Origin of the sequence: Yersinia frederiksenii ATCC 33641, from assembly GCF_000754805.1 — a bacterium.
Lineage (GTDB): Bacteria > Pseudomonadota > Gammaproteobacteria > Enterobacterales > Enterobacteriaceae > Yersinia > Yersinia frederiksenii.
The window spans coordinates 2458948-2474468 of sequence record NZ_KN150731.1; the positions used below are offsets into that span (position 1 = coordinate 2458948).

Below are 15521 nucleotides of genomic sequence, written 5' to 3' on the forward strand. Positions count from 1 at the left end.
TAAGATGAAGAAGATAATGGCCAGATAAATCATCTGGCCATTTTTTTACATATAACTCACTAAAATGCCAAGGAACAACACCAAACCCACATAGTTATTGTTTAGGAAAGCGCGAAAGCATGGGTCGCGCTCACGCTGGGCAATCATTTTCTGTTGATGTACAAAGAGCGCGCCAGCCAGCAAGACGGACCAATAAAACGCGCCACCCAGATTCATCAGCCAACCGATCGCCACCATCAACACCAAGGTTGCCAATTGCAATAAGCCAATGATTAGCTTGTCATACTGACCAAATAAAATCGCCGTGGATTTAACGCCAATCTTCAAATCATCATCACGATCAACCATGGCATATTGAGTGTCATAAGCAACCGTCCAGCAGATATTGGCCAGCAAAAGCAGCCAACACGCCAGAGGTAAACTTTCACTCACGGCGGCAAATCCCATAGGAATTGACCAACCAAATGCAGCCCCCAGTACCACTTGCGGCAAGTGGGTGACCCGCTTCATAAAGGGATAAACCCATGCCAATGCCAGTGCTGCCAGTGATAGCCATATGGTCATGCTATTGAGCGTTAATACTAATCCAAACGACAATAACACCAAGACCACAAACAGGATTTTACTTTCTTTCTCACTGATGAGGCCGCTTGGTAACGGTCGGGATGCGGTGCGTTTCACAAAACCATCAATATGTCGGTCAGCATAATCATTGACGACACAACCGGCCGCGCGCATGAAAAAAACGCCCAGCACAAAGACAATCAGGATCTTGGTTTCGGGAATACCTTGCCCCGCCAACCACAGTGCCCACAATGTCGGCCATAATAGTAATAATGAGCCAATGGGTTTATCAATGCGCATCAAACGGCAATAAGCCAGCCATTTGCTCTGAACTGTACTTCCCTTCAATTTATCAGTCTCCAAAATCTCACCACCACATCACACTACTGAAGCGACATTATTTGGTATAAAGCGGCGAAGCCGGTAAAAAAACTTCAGTTAATAGCAGCGGTTTACCCGACAGACGGAGTAACGAACGGCGCGCCCATAGGGTATCCTGCCGCCCCACTTGAATATAATCCCGGGTTAAATTGTCACCACCAAATAAATAGCGCCCGAGGGGCAATGTCCCTAAATCCACCAGAGCTCTATCAGGGCCAGACAAGGTTTCTTCGGGGATAACGGTACGGCCAAGCAGCCACGGTTCATTATCACCACACAGCACGATTTCTCGTAGCCAATAACGTTCACTTATTGGCAAATGCTCCACATCCTCTCCCAACTCATTACGCGTAATAAAGCATTCTCGTTGCGGTTCGACGTGAACCCGTTGGCAATGTTGCTCAAAACGCCGGGTCATCGACCCCAACTCCATCAGCCAATCGGCGATGTTAGCAGGAAGGGTCGGGTGTTCAATGGCACACCAGTGGATAGGCTTTAAAATTGATGCATCGCCGGTAGACATGCGGCTCGCTCCCTGCCGAGGATAAAACATCCATCCCCGCAATTGGTAATTGGAATCAGTAAATAGAGAACCATTGTAGCGCAGAATCAGGTTCTGGCGGCACTAGGTTGCCTTTTTATTCAGACTAGTAAAATTATCCCTTAATCTAATTTTCAGTATATTTTTCAATTTGTTGTAAGATAATTTTAACCTTCATACTCACTCCTTGATTTTGAGCGTCATAATTCGCATCTCTTGGTGAGTAATATCCATCGAGAGCATTATCAAAATCGATAGGGTAAAAGGTGTTGGTTTTTTTGTCATATAAAACATTACGCAAGTTCAAATCATGATGGATGATATTGTAATACCCCAAATCATCCATCATGCTTAAAAATTGTTCTTTCGCATTGGGTGGGAAAATATGGCTCGTAATGTCTGCCAGTGTGTCCCCCGGCACTCTATACATTCTTATATAGTATTGATTTTTATCAATAACTAAGTCCGCAGAACCGTCACCATAGTACCGATTAAAAAACTCAACTTCTTTCGTGTGAACTTCAGTTATAAAAGCCTCATCTTGTGCTACCAATTTCTTTAACACAAAGCCTGGGTTGCCAGCATCAAAATAGACCTCCCCAGCCCTGCCACTGCCGATTTTTTTGCCTAATTTAACAGGACGTAAGCCTTTTGATTGAGATGGCCCGCCCCCCAACAACTTGCCCGGTTTGACAAATTGATGGCCATCTTTCAAGACAATACCCAACTCTTGACCGGTGACAATATCAACCTCCCAATAAGCACCGCCTCCTCCCTGTCTGACCCAAGCCTCACGCACCTTGTGCGGCAAGGCAGAGTCTTTAAGTTCAATCCGTTGCACTTCAATGGGTTTTCCATGCGGGTTTTGGATGGTACGACGGCTCGGCTCAATCGCCTCTTCTAATATGTCTATCTCAGCCGACAAAGTGGGAGACAACACGGGATCAACAGCTTGTGGGGCATTTTCTATCGTTACTACCCCTCTTTCCATTCCCCTTAGCAAACTTGTTTCCATCACCATTGCCGTCATACCTGCTGCCATATTCTCCTTTTCATTGCGGTAGCACGGCCCTTCTACTCTGGCGATAGTGCACATGGGGTTCGGTACTGGCAGCTTACAAGTCCAATCATTTTCCAGCGTTGTCCAGGCATTGCCCCAAAAACGCGAGTTCTCAGATTCTGGCTGGTAGTCCTTGGCAAGGTTATTGATTTTATCTTGCAGCGCACTGCCCTCTGGCCGCCGACCTTCATCAATTAATGTCTTAATGGCCTGCGCCCGGATGGCTGGATGAGATTTGATTTGGGCATAATATCCGGCTTTTTTTGCATCTAATGTGTCGAACACGTTAATTGGCCGGCCATTGTTGCCAGGCATCGACATATTGGCAACAAAGTGGCTGCTAGCATCCCGACGCCGTTTAAATTCATTCACCGGTGAGCCATATTCCTTCTGCGAAAAGCCAAACTGAGGATCTTGACGGTAAATATATTGCCGGGTGTCATCAATATTTTTTACCCCCTTCTCCGTCAGGATATCTCTTATCGCCTGATCCTCATCAAAAGCAGCAGGACGATGGCGATAGGCTAGACGCATATCAAGATAATCTAATTGCCGCTCTATTTTTTCTTGTTCAGTGTTGTAAGGTCTGCAAGACATCAGCGGATATAAGGAATGGTTTGGCTCAAAATATGCAGTTAATGCCTTAAGATCCAACTCAAATCTTTCACGCACAATATCAATTAAATTATCATTAATGTCTTTATTATCAATAATATAATCTGCTGATTGTTTTATTCTATTAAAGGTAATCTGAGCTGATTCAGGCAAATGGGAGATATCCATAGATCCAGCAATACGTTTTAATGCGCATGCCGTTTGCTCTAAAGTCAAAGGCTCGACTGCATTAGATTGGCTAAAATGAGATAAGAAGATCACCGTTGGGCTGTAGCCTCCCCCACCGGATTGACGCATTTGCTCTTCTTCTTGAAGTAATAAATTATACAGTTGCCGGGCATTTTTACCCTCCAACTTATCAAGGGCTTTGCCTTGCAATTGATAATGTAACTTAAGCGTACTTTTGAGCGAGAATTCAAGACTGCCGACGGCATATTCAAGATCGAGAAATTGCGTGAAATCTTGTTGGCTACAAGCATCAAACCCAATCTGGCTGCATCCAGCGATAATCATCAAATGCAATTCTGACGACTGGCTTTTCAGGTAGCGCCCTTGGGCATTTTTAGGTGCAAACCCATTAGCAAGATAAGCCTCATCCGACGTCACTTTCGCCGGTATGGCATTAATCCCTTCGTGGATAGCCCTTAATGCTCGGGCGGCTCGGGAAACCCGCTGCTTCGGCCCCCCGAGTTGGTTCACTCCCCAATCATTCAAATCCGCAGTAGGAACCCGTGTTATTTCACCATAGCGATTGCCATAATGGGAAAGGTTAAAAAGTATCGTCGCCTGAATCTTGAGCTCTTTATTTTCAGGCAGATAAACAGCTGTGGATAATTCAGCTAGCGTGGGTTGATGCTCTTGGTGCAGCCACCAGGTAAGGCTGAGGGCTGTAAGTGGGGTCAATTTTTCTTCTTGGGACAGTGTCAGGCCTTTTTGCGATAGCTTAAAAAGTATGTCGCGCTCCAGGCTGATGACCCGCGCTTTTTCATATCCTTGAGCTGCAGTTAATCCGGGCCTTAAACGTAATAAATTATCTAAACCATTCGTATGTTCAATGCCTTCTACATCATAAAGTTGTAGATAAAGGTCTACAATTCTTCCCACACTGGCATCACTGATTTCTGGAAATTGTTGTGTCCACGTTTTCTGATCCCATTCTCTGGTGCGATCAATGAGCCGCATTGCTTGGCCGAATACCGGATCCGCGGTAGAACTGACGTTGGGTAACTCCTTAGCTATTTTTTCTAATACTCGGTGATCCCTTGCGCTCACCTTTATTGGCAATCCTTGCTCTAATGACACACTTTTCTCTTCAAGCAGCAATGTATGCTGAACCAGCAGATAACTGATGCTGAGCAACGAGATATTATCTTCTGAAGTTTGGGGAGACCACGATGGTGCCGCAAAAGGAGTCGGCTGTACCACAGCCCATGAACAAGGTTGGGATTCCGTCAACATCAATCAATTCCTTTAACTGATTAGCTGAACAAGGAGGAATCGTTAACAACGACTCTTCGGCATCTGATCCAAGATACCGATACCGACGCCATTATTTGTCTGATAGAGCCTTATTTATCGTTTATATTCCTCCCCAAACAGGTTATGCGAATGGCGGCGTAACGAGTAACGCCTATTGGGCTATGGTCGGTGTGGTAAACCAAAAATAAGCACATAACCCGTGTGGAGCGCGAGCACAACCCAATCTCGCAAGATATATGCACAGTAACCGATGATAAAATCCCACGAAAAAAGGTGCGCCAAAGCGCACCAATCATCCAGCCATATTCAGCAGTGCCGGGATTTACCCCTTGCCTTTTACACTACTAATAAAGGTTTTTCGGGCTGAAGTTGAGCCCAAATGTTCCGCTTCGTTCAACAATTTCAGCGCCTTATCAACATCACCGGATTTCACCGCGTCTTTAATCGCCTGGTTGAAGTAGTTTTCCGTCTCACTCAGCATTGGCTCTGCAGGTTTTGCCGGTGCTGGTGCTGCTACCGCTGTCGGTTGGGCTGCATTGCCCACCACAACAGGAGTCGACTGCGCAGCTGGCTGTATCAAGCCAATCATAATGTTGCCCATACCTTGCTCAGCAGTTGCCTTAATCTTCAAGTTGCCGGTTGGTGTATGTTTGGCGATAGGGTCTGGGATATCTGGAACCGCATTACCCACCCCCATAGCATAAGCTTTGGCCGGATCCAGCAATGTAGTGGTCTTGGCTAAATCTTCACGAGTGGTATAAACCAGCAAATAGATCTGTTTTTGGCCCAGGGCTGGGGTCAGTTTCATCACCCCTTGCAGCCGGTCATTGACCATGATGCCCGCTTTTTCATAAGTGAAATAGCTGGACGGGTAATAAGCCGCCGGGCGCATCTGTTCATCTAAAACTAATACGCTCGGAGAAAATAGTTGATTATCAGCCACTAAGCTGCTGAGCGTAATCTCCATTGAGCCACGATCGGCGGGCAATGCAAAGGCGGCAACCGCGCCTTCAATATTCCCTTGAGAAATTTGTGGGCTAGCTGCAGTGAGCTTAATTTCCTCAGTTGCTGGCGGCACTAAGGGCTGCCATGGCAACTGCTGTAATGTTGCGGTGCTAATGGTCGGCGCGATGGAAACATTCGCCGGAGAAATCGTAGATGCGGCCTGAGCTGCCAAAGGTGTGGTCACCCCTAGAGCCAATGCCAGACAGAGTGTCAGAAGATTCTTTTTCATTGTTATACCCTCATACGTAACAGTGCCAGGCAAGGTCGGCAAAGTTAACCAATATATAACCTTTTTGGGTTGTCGCTTTATGGTGCGTTAAGCAAACAGCCGCCCGTAGGCGGCTGAAAAATTGCTGTTACCACCAGGCTTCGAATTGAGCACCGAAGGTCACTTCATTGCTCTTACCACGGCTATCAGTACCAATGGTGCCATTTTGCGCCATACCACGGTCTAAACTACCGTCCACATTGTTATAGCCCCACTTCTCATCCCAGTTCGCATACGTTGCGAAGACGCGGATTGCCGGACGAGACCAAATGCTGTCGCCTGCCTGCCACTGTTGTGCCAGTGTCAGTTTGTACTGACCATTGCGGTCGCCAGTACGCTGTGACTTAACATTGTCATAACCAACTTCTGCCAAGGTACTCATGATATTGGTCCATTTGTACATTGGGCGCACACCCACACTGTACCAAGTGGTCCCGTTGTTGCTATCCCAGTCAGTGTCCTGATACAGACCGACGTACATCAGATCCCACTTCTCAGCCAGATTGATGGCACCGTGGTCAATAATACGCAGCATATGGCCATTGTTATCCACTTTAGTACCTTGTGAATGGCCGCTGTTGTATGAAGTCATAGAGTCGGTGGCATACTGAACAACAAATTTGTTGAAGCCACCCATCATGCTTTGGGTATGTTCAGCAGTCAGCATCACGCCATCTTTAGATGCATTCGGTGCTAACGCGTAATCATCTTCAGGATTGGCGCGACCGTAATCCACACCAAACTCCAATGTACCGCCTGGGTTAGTTTCTAAACCAGCTAAACGGATATCGTACACATCGTTGACAGTGTGGTCGGCGTCTTTACGCTGATTGTCAATCCAAGCACTTGAACCACCCGCTTCAGAGTTACGGGTTGCTGCGATAGATAACTTACCGAAGCCCAAATCAATGGCTTCTACACCTGCCCCCGGGCCGGAAATATCCCAGTAGTAGAAGTCAATCATGTGGACATCATGACGTTGATAGAAACGCTTACCCGCCCACATAGTAGAGCCTGGTAACCATTCAATAAGATTTTTACCCTGCACGTTGGCTTCACGGAAAGCCGGTGATGTGGATTCCCAATCATCACGTTGTGAAACGGAATACGCCACGTTGGTGTCGAAGTAGAAGCTCTTATCGCCCTCTTTCCACAATTCTTGGCCTAATTTAATTTCCGCATACGTTTCACACTCGTTACCCAGACGGTATTTACTTTGAGCACCGGTTGCTTTGAAACATTGTTGTTCGCCACCACTTCCTGTCCAACCGATACCAGAACGTGCATACCCGTGGAAATCGACAGCCATAGCTTGAGTGGAAAGGACACCAGCGGCAACAGCCAGTGCTATCGGTAACTTGCGCAGAGTAGTCATCAGTAATCTCCTGTTATATTTGCCTATCGGCATGCGTGCTTTACATTTTCCAAAACCAGACGCCGTGGTAACTAGACGCCCAGTTCTTGGTACAGCCGCTTACAGGCAGTGCCATCTTCACGGAACAGATGGCAGCGTTGTGGCGGTAGACCGATGGCGAATGTTGCACCTTCTTCTACCAGCACCACGTCGTTCTGGCGGTAAACCAGGTTTTGACGTATTGCCGGGATTTGGATGTGAATTTGAGTCTCATTACCCAGTTGCTCTACCACCTGAATCTCGCCTTCCAGCGTGACTTCAGAGGCACTGCTTGGCAGCAGATGTTCCGGGCGAATACCCAAAGACAGATTTGCACCAACCTGAACCTGAGTACCTTCCACTGGTAGCCACACTAGCTGGCGATTTGGTAGTTCTATCTGTACCTGGCGAGGCTCAACGGCGGTCACTTTAACCGGTAAAAAATTCATTTTTGGCGAGCCGATAAAGCCCGCAACAAAGCGATTGGCTGGGTAGTGATACAACTCAAGCGGCTTGCCTACCTGCGCAACATTGCCGGCATCCAGCACCACAATTTTGTCGGCCAATGTCATGGCTTCGACCTGATCGTGGGTGACGTAAATCATGGTGCGTTCCAAGCGTTTATGAAGCCGGGATATCTCAATGCGCATCTGTACTCGCAGTGCAGCATCCAGGTTGGAAAGTGGCTCATCGAGCAAGAACACATCCGGTTCTGCAACCAAAGTACGACCGATCGCAACACGCTGACGCTGACCACCTGACAGTGCTTTTGGCCGCCGTTCCAGCAGGTGAGCCAGTTGCAACACTTCTGCTACCTGATTTACCCGTTGGTTAATTTCGGCTTTCTTCACACCGGCCAATTTCAGGCCAAAGGACATGTTCTCCGCCACTGACAAATGGGGATAAAGCGCATATGACTGGAACACCATACCGATGCCCCGTTCAGACGGCGGCACCTCGTTCATCCGCTTACCACCAATCAACAACTCACCTGAGGTAATGTCCTCAAGGCCGGCAATCATCCGCAGTAGCGTTGACTTTCCACACCCGGATGGCCCAACAAACACCACAAATTCACCGTCATCGATCTCCAGATTGATATCTCTGGAAATCACAGCCTCACCAAAGGCCTTATAAACGCCGCTCAGCGTTACATTAGCCATGTGTTACTCCTTTGCTTACGCAAACAACTTTTCATATGAACCTGACTGAAGAAAAATGGCGGAAGCAAATTCCGGCATGACCCATCGATTACTCCCAGTCCCCTGATGACTCTCTTGCAGCGCACCGTACCGTCAAGCTTTGAGCCTGGTTGCCTCGGACGACGTCGCGGCCTGAGTATAGGGCTGCACGTTGCATAACGCTTCAACGTATTGATCTGGCTGGGTAATAATTAACCGAACAACACCCTTTTATTGATGGCAATGTTTCAATGGTGCTTTTCAATGACGGTGCTGTTTTTCAATGACGGTGATAGTGCGGGAGTGGCACTATTAGGTAATCATCCGTAACAAAGTTTTTCATGGGGGAGGAGATGGGAGGATGAGGGAACGACCAATGCGGGCAGAAGTTCCACTGTAAATACAAATACGTGATCCAGCCTGCAAATTTCGACCTACATTATTGTGCCTGACACCACAGAATAGGCAGCAGTGTTAACTGGGTCACAATAACCGACAGGGGGGCGTAGACGGGGGGAGGATGATGGGGTATCGGGTTGTGACTCAATATGGCAGCGTAAAAATCGGTACCCACAAAATTGGATAAAAGGATTGGATTATGACTAGCAGCTTTACAAAATCCGGCATTGGTAAGACCGCACGTGTTTTGGCCCTTTCAGCGTTAACCACGCTGGTGCTCTCTTCCTCTGCTTTTGCCAAAATTGAAGAAGGCAAACTGGTTATCTGGATCAATGGCGATAAAGGCTATAACGGGCTGGCAGAAGTCGGTAAGAAATTTGAGAAAGATACTGGCATCAAAGTCACTATCGAGCACCCAGATAAACTGGAAGAAAAATTCCCACAAGTCGCAGCAACCGGTGATGGTCCAGACATCATCTTCTGGGCACATGACCGCTTTGGCGGCTATGCACAATCCGGTTTACTGGCAGAAATCAGCCCATCAAAAGCCTTCCAGGAAAAACTGTTCGCGTTCACATGGGACGCCGTTCGTTTCAATGGCAAACTGATTGGTTATCCAGTGGCGGTAGAAGCACTGTCGCTGATTTATAACAAAGACCTGGTGAAAGAAGCGCCGAAAACCTGGGAAGAAATTCCAGCGTTAGATAAAACACTGCGTGCCAATGGCAAAAGCGCCATCATGTGGAACCTGCAAGAACCGTACTTCACTTGGCCAGTCATTGCCGCTGACGGCGGTTATGCCTTCAAATTCGAAAACGGTGTTTATGATGTTAAAAACGTCGGCGTGAACAATGCCGGTGCGAAAGCCGGTCTGCAATTTATTGTCGATCTGGTGAAAAACAAACACATCAATGCTGATACCGATTATTCCATCGCGGAAGCGGCCTTTAATAAAGGCGAAACAGCGATGACCATCAATGGCCCATGGGCATGGAGCAACATTGATAAGAGCAAAATCAATTATGGCGTGACCCTGCTGCCAACCTTCCACGGCCAACCATCCAAGCCGTTCGTTGGTGTCCTGACTGCCGGTATCAATGCCGCCAGCCCGAATAAAGAACTGGCGACCGAGTTCCTGGAAAACTACCTGCTGACCGACCAGGGCTTGGCTGAAGTCAATAAAGACAAACCGCTGGGCGCAGTTGCACTGAAATCTTTCCAAGAGCAACTGGCAAAAGATCCACGTATTGCGGCAACCATGGAAAACGCCACCAAAGGCGAAATCATGCCGAATATTCCACAAATGGCCGCCTTCTGGTACGCAACCCGCAGTGCGGTGCTGAATGCCATCAGTGGTCGCCAAACCGTGGAAGCTGCCCTGAATGACGCAGCCGCCCGTATCGTCAAATAACAGATTCACCATACCTCGAGAATACTTGCTGTAACATTACTCAAAGTAATTGATGTTGCAGCAAGGCAGCCAATGAACAAATCCCGATGAGCTTACACAAGGTAAGTGATTCGGGTGAGTGAATGCAGCTAACCTCGCTGTAACATCAAGTGCGAAGAGTATGAAAGGGACCATTATGCAGTTATCCCACACCGAGTTTCAAAGCCGTAAAAAGAAGATTGCCTGGTGGCAAAGTGACGTCCTTAAATGGCTGATTATTGGCGCATTAAGTCTATTCACCTGCTATTTGATCATGTTGATGTATGCTCAGGGTGAATATCTTTTTGCCATCGTGACACTGATTCTGGTGAGCCTGGGGCTGTATGTTTTTGCCAATCGCCGTGCTTATGCCTGGCGCTATGTTTATCCCGGAGTCGCCGGGATGGGGCTGTTTGTTCTGTTCCCCTTGATTTGCACTATCGCCATTGCCTTTACCAACTACAGCAGCACCAATCAGCTCACCTTTGAGCGCGCCCAATCCGTCTTAATGGACCGGCAATTCCAGACCGGTAAAACATTTGCCTTTGGTCTGTATCCAAGCAACGACCAATGGCGCTTGCAGCTCACGGCACCTGATGACAATACCTTACTCATTTCTGAGCCTTTCAGCTTAAATGAGGCTGTCGGACAAAAAATAAAAGTCACACCAACCAGCACGGAACAAAACGGTGAGCGAGCCTCACTGCGTATTATTACCCAAAATCGCCAGGCACTGAGCGGGCTGGTCGCGGTTCTGCCAAATGGCGGCGAGCTGCGCATGAGTTCACTGCGCCAATTCGCCGAAACCAGCCCACTTTATAAGTTGGGTGCTGATGGCAATGAATTGATTAATAAACAAACTGGCGTGATTTATCGGCCAAATCTTGATGTCGGTTTTTATCAGGCCGTTAATACCAATGGTCAGTGGGAAAACGAGAAACTCAGCCCCGGCTTTACCATCACTATCGGCTGGAAAAACTTCCTGAGGGTGCTGCAAGATGAAGGTATCCAAAAGCCGTTTATCTCAATTTTTATTTGGACCATTATCTTTTCGGTCATGAGTGTCATTCTGACGGTTGCCGTCGGCATGGTATTGGCTTGCGTAGTGCAATGGGAGGCCCTGAAAGGCAAAGCTATCTATCGGGTACTGTTGATTCTGCCTTATGCCGTGCCATCCTTTATTTCGATATTGATTTTCAAAGGGTTATTTAACCAAAGCTTTGGCGAAATCAACTTGATGCTCAATCAGTTATTTGGCATCAAACCGGAGTGGTTCAGTGACCCGCTCACTGCCAAGAGCATGATTTTGATTGTGAATACCTGGCTCGGTTACCCTTACATGATGATCTTATGTATGGGGCTGCTGAAAGCCATTCCAGATGACTTATATGAAGCATCCGCAATGGATGGTGCTGGGCCATTCCAGAACTTTTTCCGCATTACCTTCCCATTGCTGATTAAGCCGCTGGCCCCGCTGATGATTGCCAGCTTTGCCTTTAACTTTAATAACTTCGTGCTGATTCAGTTATTAACTCGCGGTGGCCCGGATATGATTGGCACCAGCACCCCGGCGGGATATACCGATTTACTGGTCAACTACACCTATCGCGTGGCCTTTGAAGGGGGCGGCGGACAAGACTTTGGCCTGGCTGCCGCTATCGCCACTCTGATTTTCATTTTGGTAGGCGCACTCGCGATACTGAATTTGAAAGCCAGCAAAATGAATTTTGACTAAGGAGGAGAGGCAGATGGCCATGGTTCAACCTAAATCCCAGCGTTTGCGTCTATTAAGCACTCACTTTCTGATGTTGTGCTTTATCGCGCTGATTATGTTCCCGCTGCTGATGGTTATTGCCATTTCACTGCGGCCCGGTAACTTCGCCACCGGCAGCCTTATCCCAGACCAAATCTCCTGGGAACACTGGAAGCTGGCTCTGGGCATGAGTGTGACGCATGCCGATGGTTCGGTGACGCCGCCGCCATTCCCAGTGATGCTGTGGTTATGGAACTCAATAAAAATCGCGGTGATCACCGCCATCGGTATTGTTTCGCTTTCCACAACTTGTGCTTACGCTTTTGCCCGCATGCGTTTTCGCGGCAAAAGCACCTTACTGAAAGGCATGTTGATCTTCCAAATGTTCCCGGCGGTGCTATCACTGGTGGCATTGTATGCCTTGTTTGACCGCCTTGGGCAATATATGCCGTTTATTGGTTTGAACACCCATGGCGGGGTAATTTTTGCCTATATGGGCGGGATTGCCCTGCACGTCTGGACTATCAAAGGCTATTTCGAAACCATTGATAACTCACTGGAAGAAGCCGCCGCCTTGGATGGAGCCACTCCATGGCAAGCTTTCCGACTGGTGCTGTTGCCACTGTCAGTGCCTATTTTAGCTGTGGTATTTATTCTGTCGTTTATTGCTGCCATCACTGAAGTGCCGGTCGCCTCATTGCTATTACGCGATGTGGACAGCTACACCTTGGCGGTAGGTATGCAGCAGTATCTGAACCCGCAAAACTATTTGTGGGGCGATTTTGCCGCAGCAGCCGTATTGTCTGCTATCCCGATCACCACGGTCTTCCTGCTGGCACAGCGCTGGTTGGTGGGTGGCCTAACGGCCGGTGGGGTGAAGGGCTAAATATTTCTCGTTCGTTTATGTCGTTGATATTGATTATGCCGCTGCTTAACTTGCTGTATTTTCCCTCTGGTACTGTGTCTTTGAGGCGGCCTTAATGGCCGCCATTTTTCTTTTTTATCAATGAGTAAAACCCAAAGTCATTGTCGTTACAGCCAGGCAGTAAACGAACAAATCCCGATGAGCTGACATCAGCCAGTGATTCGAGTGCAAGAGTGTAGCTAACACCGCGGCAGCGCCAAGGACGAAGGGTTACTCGCGCTTTAGCCTGTCGGTATTGGCTAAATACAGAGTTACCACCAGCAATAATATGGATGCTGAATAAATCAGGGTATCAATTGGATTTTCATGATCGACAATGATTAGCCGGATAATCGCGGTAATCCCGATATAGATAAAATAGCGCAATGGGAAGTGATAGCCAGACTCAAAGTATTTAACAATCAAGGCAATAAATTCAAAATAAAGGAAATAAATCACAATGCCTTCAATCAGCATATAGGATGAAGTTTCCTGATTATTCACAAACAGCATCTGCCCCAAATGAATGGTTTCTTTTACCAGAAAGACCACCAAAATAGCCGCAAGTACAATCAACCCGAGATTCAACAAACGCTGTAGATTTTTAGCGACCCACTGAGAACGCGAATTTTTGGCCATAAATACCCCATAAAAAATAGGTGAAACAGCCTGAGCCTATCACAGCAATGCTGCGCTCGAGCCAAAAAAAAAGCCCCTTACCCAAGTAAGAGGCTAATAAGCACGGATCAAGGAGCTTCAGCCTGTAAGCTTAACGCCAGTTCTTGAAACGGTTAATCAACGCATTGGTTGAACTGTCGTGACTGGTCACGTCTTTATCATCTGCCAACTCAGGCAAAATGCGATTAGCCAGTTGTTTACCCAGTTCGACACCCCATTGGTCAAAGGTGTAAATGTTCAGGATAATCCCTTGCGTGAAGATCTTGTGCTCATACAGTGCAATCAAGGCACCCAAGCTGAATGGGGTAATTTCACGCAGCAGGATAGAGTTGGTTGGACGATTACCTTCGAACACTTTGAACGGCGCAACATGAGCCACTTGTTCCGGAGTTTTACCCGCCGCAGCAAATTCAGCTTCAACTTCAGCCAGTGATTTACCAAAGGCCAGAGCTTCGGTTTGCGCGAAGAAGTTAGACAGCAGTTTCGCGTGGTGGTCACTCAGTGGATTATGACTGATAGCCGGAGCGATAAAATCACAAGGAACCAATTTGGTACCCTGATGAATCAACTGATAAAACGCATGCTGCCCATTGGTGCCTGGTTCGCCCCAGATAATTGGGCCCGTCTGGTAATCAACCGGGTTGCCGTTACGGTCAACATACTTACCGTTGGATTCCATATTGCCCTGCTGGAAGTAAGCCGGGAAACGATGCATATATTGGTCATAAGGCAGGATAGCTTCGGTTTCAGCACCAAAGAAATTGTTATACCAGATACCAATCAATGCCAACAGGATCGGCAGGTTCTGCTCCGCCGGGGTATTGGCGAAGTGTTTGTCCATGGCATGTGCGCCGCTGAGCAACTGTTCGAAATGCTCAAAACCAACAGACAGCGCGATAGACAAGCCGATAGCAGACCACAGGGAATAGCGGCCACCGACCCAATCCCAAAACTCAAACATATTGTCGGTATCAATACCAAACTCACCCACGGCTTTAGCATTGGTTGATAGCGCTGCAAAATGTTTGGCGACATGAGCAGGATCTTGCGCCGTCGCCAAGAACCAATCACGCGCACTGTGGGCGTTGGTCATGGTTTCTTGGGTGGTAAAGGTTTTTGACGCCACCAGAACCAACGTAGTTTCTGGGTTCAATGATTTCAACGCTTCAGCAATATGAGTGCCATCAACGTTAGAAACAAAATGCATATTCAGGTGATTTTTGTAAGGGCGTAGTGCTTCGGTCACCATGTAAGGGCCGAGGTCTGAACCACCGATACCGATATTCACCACATCAGTAATGGCTTTGCCGGTATAGCCTTTCCAGTCACCGCTTATCACACGGTCACAGAACTGTTTCATTTTGGCCAGAACCGCATTAACTTCTGGCATCACATCCTTACCATCAACCACAATTGGCGTATTGCTGCGGTTACGCAGAGCAACATGTAACACTGCGCGGTCTTCGGTGCGGTTGATTTTCTCACCCGAAAACATAGATTTGATCGCGCCCGCCAGGTCAGTTTCTTTGGCCAGTGCTTGCAGCTTTTCCATGGTTTCGCTGGTAATGCGGTTTTTGGAGAAATCCACCAGCATTTGATCATCAAAAGTCGCGGAGAATTTCTCAAAACGCTGCTTGTCCTCGGCAAACAGATCGCGGATTTGCACATCTTTCATCTGTTCAAAGTGTTGCTGTAACGCTTTCCAGGCAGCGGTTTGACTAGGATTAATATTTTTCATAGCGGCGCTCTTCTAGGCTTAAGGATTAATGAAACGAATACATTGATTGTATCCTGTTACCCTGTGATTGAGATCTCTTTTCTTGCGATAGGTGATATCTCTCGAAACAACTTTTGATCTGCTTCCTGTTTTC

Annotated in this window: 11 protein-coding genes and 1 pseudogene; 3 read left to right on the forward strand and 9 right to left on the reverse strand. The window is 47.6% G+C overall.

Translation table 11 applies throughout. From position 1 onward, the window contains the following. Positions 1-45: 45 nt before the first annotated feature. The 7 genes and pseudogenes from ubiA to DJ58_RS23895 form a co-directional block, all read right to left on the reverse strand. Entirely contained in the window at positions 46-912 is an 867-nt protein-coding gene (gene ubiA, locus DJ58_RS10815) for a 4-hydroxybenzoate octaprenyltransferase (RefSeq protein ID WP_032911631.1), read from the reverse strand. Between the two features lie 49 nt (positions 913-961). Further along, positions 962-1468 carry a chorismate lyase gene (gene ubiC / locus DJ58_RS10810; protein WP_004711220.1) on the reverse strand — a complete coding sequence of 169 codons (507 nt, stop codon included), beginning with the start codon at positions 1466-1468 and terminating at the stop codon, positions 962-964. A 145-nt stretch (positions 1469-1613) separates the two neighbouring features. After that, on the reverse strand, positions 1614-4619 hold the full coding sequence (locus tag DJ58_RS10805; protein WP_004711222.1) for an OspG family effector kinase: 3006 nt from the start codon (positions 4617-4619) through the stop codon (positions 1614-1616). Positions 4620-4962: 343 nt separating this feature from the next. Then, positions 4963-5874 carry a maltose operon protein MalM gene (gene malM, locus DJ58_RS10800; RefSeq protein ID WP_004711224.1) on the reverse strand — a complete coding sequence of 304 codons (912 nt, stop codon included), beginning with the start codon at positions 5872-5874 and terminating at the stop codon, positions 4963-4965. 127 nt (positions 5875-6001) lie between these two features. Further along, positions 6002-7291: a maltoporin gene (locus tag DJ58_RS10795; protein ID WP_204365713.1), complete on the reverse strand. Its 1290-nt coding sequence runs from the start codon at positions 7289-7291 to the stop codon at positions 6002-6004. Between the two features lie 68 nt (positions 7292-7359). After that, positions 7360-8469 (reverse strand): maltose/maltodextrin ABC transporter ATP-binding protein MalK, encoded by a 1110-nt coding sequence (gene malK / locus DJ58_RS10790; protein WP_004711228.1) that lies wholly within the window; start codon positions 8467-8469, stop codon positions 7360-7362. A 15-nt stretch (positions 8470-8484) separates the two neighbouring features. Further along, a pseudogene (locus DJ58_RS23895) lies at positions 8485-8700 on the reverse strand (hypothetical protein). A 385-nt stretch (positions 8701-9085) separates the two neighbouring features. Here DJ58_RS23895 and malE point away from each other — a divergent pair. The 3 genes from malE to malG all read left to right on the forward strand — a co-directional run bounded on the left by malE (position 9086) and on the right by malG (position 12954). After that, complete coding sequence (gene malE, locus DJ58_RS10785; RefSeq protein ID WP_004711229.1) at positions 9086-10297, forward strand: maltose/maltodextrin ABC transporter substrate-binding protein MalE; 1212 nt, start codon at positions 9086-9088, stop codon at positions 10295-10297. Between the two features lie 175 nt (positions 10298-10472). After that, positions 10473-12050, forward strand: a complete 1578-nt coding sequence (gene malF, locus DJ58_RS10780; RefSeq protein ID WP_032911624.1) for a maltose ABC transporter permease MalF — start codon at positions 10473-10475, stop codon at positions 12048-12050. Positions 12051-12063: 13 nt separating this feature from the next. After that, complete coding sequence (malG, locus tag DJ58_RS10775) at positions 12064-12954, forward strand: maltose ABC transporter permease MalG (RefSeq protein WP_004711233.1); 891 nt, start codon at positions 12064-12066, stop codon at positions 12952-12954. Between the two features lie 249 nt (positions 12955-13203). On the opposite strand, the gene psiE is transcribed toward malG, so the two are convergent. Both psiE and pgi read right to left on the reverse strand, forming a co-directional pair. Further along, the gene (gene psiE, locus DJ58_RS10770) at positions 13204-13611 is read right to left on the reverse strand and encodes a phosphate-starvation-inducible protein PsiE (RefSeq protein ID WP_004711234.1); all 408 of its coding nucleotides are present in this window, start codon (positions 13609-13611) and stop codon (positions 13204-13206) included. A gap of 130 nt (positions 13612-13741) precedes the next feature. Continuing rightward, entirely contained in the window at positions 13742-15388 is a 1647-nt protein-coding gene (gene pgi, locus DJ58_RS10765; protein ID WP_004711236.1) for a glucose-6-phosphate isomerase, read from the reverse strand. Between the last annotated feature and the right edge of the window lie 133 nt (positions 15389-15521).

Coding starts and splice junctions, on each gene's coding strand:
- ubiC (WP_004711220.1), bottom strand. CDS start 1,468: ATGTCTACCGGCGATGCATCAATTTTAAAGCCTATCCACTGGTGTGCC.
- DJ58_RS10805 (WP_004711222.1), bottom strand. CDS start 4,619: ATGTTGACGGAATCCCAACCTTGTTCATGGGCTGTGGTACAGCCGACT.
- malM (WP_004711224.1), bottom strand. CDS start 5,874: ATGAAAAAGAATCTTCTGACACTCTGTCTGGCATTGGCTCTAGGGGTG.
- malK (WP_004711228.1), bottom strand. CDS start 8,469: ATGGCTAATGTAACGCTGAGCGGCGTTTATAAGGCCTTTGGTGAGGCT.
- malE (WP_004711229.1), top strand. CDS start 9,086: ATGACTAGCAGCTTTACAAAATCCGGCATTGGTAAGACCGCACGTGTT.
- malF (WP_032911624.1), top strand. CDS start 10,473: ATGCAGTTATCCCACACCGAGTTTCAAAGCCGTAAAAAGAAGATTGCC.
- malG (WP_004711233.1), top strand. CDS start 12,064: ATGGCCATGGTTCAACCTAAATCCCAGCGTTTGCGTCTATTAAGCACT.
- psiE (WP_004711234.1), bottom strand. CDS start 13,611: ATGGCCAAAAATTCGCGTTCTCAGTGGGTCGCTAAAAATCTACAGCGT.
- pgi (WP_004711236.1), bottom strand. CDS start 15,388: ATGAAAAATATTAATCCTAGTCAAACCGCTGCCTGGAAAGCGTTACAG.